At 56.2% G+C, this 5,741-nt stretch carries 3 rRNA genes; all 3 read right to left on the bottom strand.

Annotated features, from left to right (window positions below):
* Positions 1–7 precede the first annotated feature (7 nt).
* The 3 genes from rrf to EUA93_RS21390 all read right to left on the bottom strand — a co-directional run bounded on the left by rrf (position 8) and on the right by EUA93_RS21390 (position 5,466).
* Positions 8–125: ribosomal RNA gene (gene rrf, locus EUA93_RS21400) — 5S ribosomal RNA — on the bottom strand.
* A 188-nt stretch (positions 126–313) separates the two neighbouring features.
* Positions 314–3,440 (bottom strand): 23S ribosomal RNA (locus EUA93_RS21395).
* Between the two features lie 511 nt (positions 3,441–3,951).
* A 16S ribosomal RNA gene (locus EUA93_RS21390) occupies positions 3,952–5,466 on the bottom strand.
* The 16S, 23S and 5S rRNA genes sit together here, the layout of an rRNA operon.
* Between the last annotated feature and the right edge of the window lie 275 nt (positions 5,467–5,741).

Here is a 5,741-nt window from a genome sequence, read left to right as displayed (position 1 = left end):
AATGTTTGTCCGGCGGCGTCCTACTCTCCCACAACCTCTCGGTTGCAGTACCATCGGCGCTGAAAGGCTTAACTTCCGGGTTCGGTATGGGACCGGGTGTTTCCCGTTTCGCTATGGCCGCCGTAACTCTTTCAACTCAACTGTCCCGGCACGACCCCCACGTGTGGTGGGTGTGCCTGGGTGTGTTGGTTGGGAACTGCTTAGTGGACGCGAACATACGTGTTCGTCTTTTGCGCGTGTACTCGACACTCGACACTCACCATGTAGCTGCCAGTGTCCTGGCGGTGCGTGTGTGTGTGGTTTTGTACGTGGTTGGGACAAGCCCTCGGCCTATTAGTACCGGTCGGCTGGGCATTACTGCTGTACACCTCCGGCCTATCAACCCCATGTTCTGTGGGGGGCCTTACCCACTTACGTGGTGGGAAACCTCATCTTGAAACGTGCTTCCCGCTTAGATGCATTCAGCGGTTATCACTTCCGAACGTAGCCAACCAGCCGTGCTCTTGGCAGAACAACTGGCACACCAGAGGTTCGTCCATCCCGGTCCTCTCGTACTAGGGACAGCCTTTCTCAAGTTTCCTGCGCGCGCGGCGGATAGGGACCGAACTGTCTCACGACGTTCTAAACCCAGCTCGCGTGCCGCTTTAATGGGCGAACAGCCCAACCCTTGGGACCTACTCCAGCCCCAGGATGCGACGAGCCGACATCGAGGTGCCAAACCATCCCGTCGATATGGACTCTTGGGGAAGATCAGCCTGTTATCCCCGGGGTACCTTTTATCCGTTGAGTGACCACGCTTCCACATGCCGTGGCCAGATCACTAGTTCCGACTTTCGTCCCTGCTCGACATGTCTGTCTCACAGTCAAGCTCCCTTGTGCACTTACACTCGCCACCTGATTGCCAACCAGGCTGAGGGAACCTTTGAGCGCCTCCGTTACATTTTAGGAGGCAACCGCCCCAGTTAAACTACCCATCAGGCACTGTCCCTGATCCGGATAACGGACCTAGGTTAGACATCTAGTACGACCAGAGTGGTATTTCAACGTTGACTCCACAACCACTGGCGTGATCGCTTCACAGTCTCCCACCTATCCTACACAAGCCGTACCAAACACCAATACCAAACTATAGTAAAGGTCCCGGGGTCTTTCCGTCCTGCCGCGCGTAACGAGCATCTTTACTCGTAGTGCAATTTCGCCGAGTCCATGGTTGAGACAGTGGGAAAGTCGTTACTCCATTCGTGCAGGTCGGAACTTACCCGACAAGGAATTTCGCTACCTTAGGATGGTTATAGTTACCACCGCCGTTTACTGGGGCTTAAATTCTCAGCTTCGACCCAAAGGTCTAACCGGTCCTCTTAACCTTCCAGCACCGGGCAGGAGTCAGTCCGTATACATCGTCTTACAACTTCGCACGGACCTGTGTTTTTAGTAAACAGTCGCTTTCCCCTGGTCTCTGCGGCCCTTCACGCTTCCCCCAGCAAGTGGGTTCACGATCCGGGCCCCCCTTCTCCCGAAGTTACGGGGGCATTTTGCCGAGTTCCTTAACCATGGTTGTCTCGATCGCCTTAGTATTCTCTACTTGATCACCTGAGTCGGTTTGGGGTACGGGCGGCTCGTTGCTCGCTAGAGGTTTTTCTCGACAGCATAGGATCACCCACTTCGCCTAACGGCTCCGCGTCACGTCTCAGGATCCACACTGAAGTGGATGGTGCGGATTTGCCTACACCACTCCCTACACGCTTGCCCACAGACAACCATCGCTGTGGCTGGGCTACCTTCCTGCGTCACCCCATCGCTTGACTACTACCAGCTCGGGTCCCACGCTCCACTCACCAGCCTCGCCCCGAAGGGTCCGGTCCGATGAGTTTCGGGTGGTTAGCATCACCAGGTTCGTCATGGGCGCAACTTCGCCGGTACGGGAATATCAACCCGTTGTCCATCGACTACGCCTGTCGGCCTCGCCTTAGGTCCCGACTTACCCAGGGCAGATTAGCTTGACCCTGGAACCCTTGATCATTCGGCGCACGGGTTTCTCACCCGTGATTCGCTACTCATGCCTGCATTCTCACTCGTGTGGCCTCCACGCCTGGATCACTCCGACGCTTCACTGCCCACACGACGCTCCCCTACCCATCCAACGCACTGAACACGGATCAAGTCCGTGCTGATGTATTCGCTGAATGCCATAGCTTCGGCGGATGACTTGAGCCCCGCTACATTGTCGGCGCGGAATCACTTGACCAGTGAGCTATTACGCACTCTTTCAAGGGTGGCTGCTTCCAAGCCAACCTCCTGGTTGTCAATGCGACTCCACATCCTTTTCCACTTAGTCACCGCTTAGGGGCCTTAGCTGATGGTCTGGGCTGTTTCCCTCTCGACTACGGAGCTTATCCCCCGCAGTCTCACTGCTGCGCTCTCACTTACCGGCATTCGGAGTTTGGCTAACGTCAGTAACCTTGTAGGGCCCATCGGCTATCCAGTGCTCTACCTCCGGCAAGAAACACGCAACGCTGCACCTAAATGCATTTCGGGGAGAACCAGCTATCACGAAGTTTGATTGGCCTTTCACCCCTATCCACAGGTCATCCCCTCAGTTTTCAACCTAAGTGGGTTCGGTCCTCCACGTCGTCTTACCGACGCTTCAACCTGCCCATGGATAGATCACTTCGCTTCGGGTCTTGAGCGCGCTACTGAATCGCCCTATTCGGACTCGCTTTCGCTACGGCTACCCCACACGGGTTAACCTCGCAACACACCGCAAACTCGCAGGCTCATTCTTCAAAAGGCACGCCGTCACCCCCCACAAGTGGAAAGCTCCGACGGATTGTAGGCACACGGTTTCAGGTACTATTTCACTCCCCGCCAGGGGTACTTTTCACCTTTCCCTCACGGTACTTGTCCGCTATCGGTCATCAAGGAGTATTTAGGCTTAACGGGTGGTCCCGCCAGATTCACACGGAATTTCAGGGGTTCCGTGTTACTTGGGAACACGCTCCAGAGCCAGCGCTTTACGTCTACGGGCCTATCACCCTCTACGGTACGGCTTTCCAACCGACTTCGACTTCCACACTGGTTTCTTACTCTGCTCAAGCACGGCAGCACTCGATGAGCGGTCCCACGACCCCGTACCTGCAACCCCTGCCGGGTATCACACAGACACGGTTTAGCCTCATCCGATTTCGCTCGCCACTACTCTCGGAATCACTGTTGTTTTCTCTTCCTGTCGGTACTGAGATGTTTCACTTCCCGACGTTCCCTCCACACACCCTATGTGTTCAGGTGCAGGTAACACGACATGACTCGTGCTGGGTTTCCCCATTCGGACACCCCCGGATCACAGCTTGGTTGCCAACTCCCCAGGGCTTATCGCAGGCTCCAACGTCCTTCATCGGCTCTTGATGCCAAGGCATCCACCATGTGCCCTTCATAGCTTGTCTCAACAACGTCAAAACAACACACACCCGAAGATGAGCGCCGACAACGTGCCAGACACGCACAAAAGAAACACACCAGCCCACCCCACAATCACAGGGCAGACCAGCCGCCAGCCAGTCCCCTCAAGACAAGGAGGAACCAGCCAGCACTACATAACACTATTCACAACCAGACACCCCGAACCCCCATGAGGGCCAGGCACGCCGGCTGCAAAAGATGCTCGCGTCCACTATGCAGATCTCAAACAACAACCCCACCAACCACCCGACAGCACGCAACACGCACCACCAGACGAAAGGAGGACCAGAAGCCACCAACCGATACGGCTGATCCTTCAGGACCCAACAGTGTGTTCAACCACGTCCTCACCAACGTGAGGCCCATGACCAGGCAACCCCCACACCTGCATGCAACTGCATGCAGCTCGCGGGGACCTGACAGTCGACGTTCCACTAGTGAGACACCACCATCGTGCCGAGACATTCGCCCGGCATCGGGGTGTGTGCTCCTTAGAAAGGAGGTGATCCAGCCGCACCTTCCGGTACGGCTACCTTGTTACGACTTCGTCCCAATCGCCAGCCCCACCTTCGACGGCTCCCTCCACAAGGGTTGGGCCACCGGCTTCGGGTGTTGCCGACTTTCGTGACGTGACGGGCGGTGTGTACAAGGCCCGGGAACGTATTCACCGCAGCGTTGCTGATCTGCGATTACTAGCGACTCCGACTTCATGGGGTCGAGTTGCAGACCCCAATCCGAACTGAGACCGGCTTTTTGGGATTCGCTCCCCCTCACGGGATCGCAGCCCTTTGTACCGGCCATTGTAGCATGCGTGAAGCCCTGGACATAAGGGGCATGATGACTTGACGTCATCCCCACCTTCCTCCGAGTTGACCCCGGCAGTCTCCTATGAGTCCCCACCATTACGTGCTGGCAACATAGAACGAGGGTTGCGCTCGTTGCGGGACTTAACCCAACATCTCACGACACGAGCTGACGACAGCCATGCACCACCTGTACACCCCCAAAAGAAGCCCCATCTCTGGAGCGGCAGGGTGTATGTCAAACCCAGGTAAGGTTCTTCGCGTTGCATCGAATTAATCCGCATGCTCCGCCGCTTGTGCGGGCCCCCGTCAATTCCTTTGAGTTTTAGCCTTGCGGCCGTACTCCCCAGGCGGGGCGCTTAATGCGTTAGCTGCGGCACGGAATCCGTGGAATGGACCCCACACCTAGCGCCCAACGTTTACGGTGTGGACTACCAGGGTATCTAATCCTGTTCGCTCCCCACACTTTCGCTCCTCAGCGTCAGGTCATTCCCAGAGAACCGCCTTCGCCACCGGTGTTCCTCCTGATATCTGCGCATTTCACCGCTACACCAGGAATTCCGTTCTCCCCTGAATACCTCTAGTCTGCCCGTATCGAAAGCAAGCGCCGTGTTAAGCACGGCGTTTTCACTCCCGACGCGACAAACCGCCTACGAGCCCTTTACGCCCAATAATTCCGGACAACGCTCGCACCCTACGTATTACCGCGGCTGCTGGCACGTAGTTGGCCGGTGCTTCTTTAGTGGGTACCGTCACTTGCGCTTCGTCCCCACCGAAAGAGGTTTACAACCCGAAGGCCGTCATCCCTCACGCGGCGTTGCTGGATCAGGCTTCCGCCCATTGTCCAATATTCCCCACTGCTGCCTCCCGTAGGAGTCTGGGCCGTGTCTCAGTCCCAGTGTGACCGGTCACCCTCTCAGGCCGGCTACCCGTCGAAGCCATGGTGAGCCATTACCTCACCATCAAGCTGATAGGCCGCGAGCACATCCCTGGCCGAAAAACTTTCCACCACACCTCATGCGAAGAATGGTCATATCCGGTATTAATCACCGTTTCCGGTGGCTATCCCAAAGCCAGGGGCAGATTACTCACGTGTTACTCACCCGTTCGCCGCTCGAGTACCACCGAAGTGGCCTTTCCGCTCGACTTGCATGTGTTAAGCACGCCGCCAGCGTTCGTCCTGAGCCAGGATCAAACTCTCCATCGAAAAACATCAACCCCAACCCCAAAAGGAGCCAGAGCGACAATCAATAAGAGCCACATCCATGACTGAACAAAACTGACATATAAGTAGAACCATCCCAACCCCACAGGGCCAGAACAATCCCGCCAGAATCATTGTCAAAGAAACCGCGACACCACCACCCACACCCCCCACCCAAAGGCAAGAAGCACGAGCAAACATGATGTCAACGGGGCATAACAAACTAATTCGTCGACTAATCAAACACACTGTTGAGTTCTCAAAAATCAGACGCACCC

The sequence above is a fragment of the Nocardioides oleivorans genome, from assembly GCF_004137255.1.
Classification (GTDB): domain Bacteria; phylum Actinomycetota; class Actinomycetes; order Propionibacteriales; family Nocardioidaceae; genus Nocardioides; species Nocardioides oleivorans.
The sequence above is the reverse complement of the archived record's forward strand: the minus strand, read 5'-3'. Positions and strand labels throughout refer to the sequence as shown.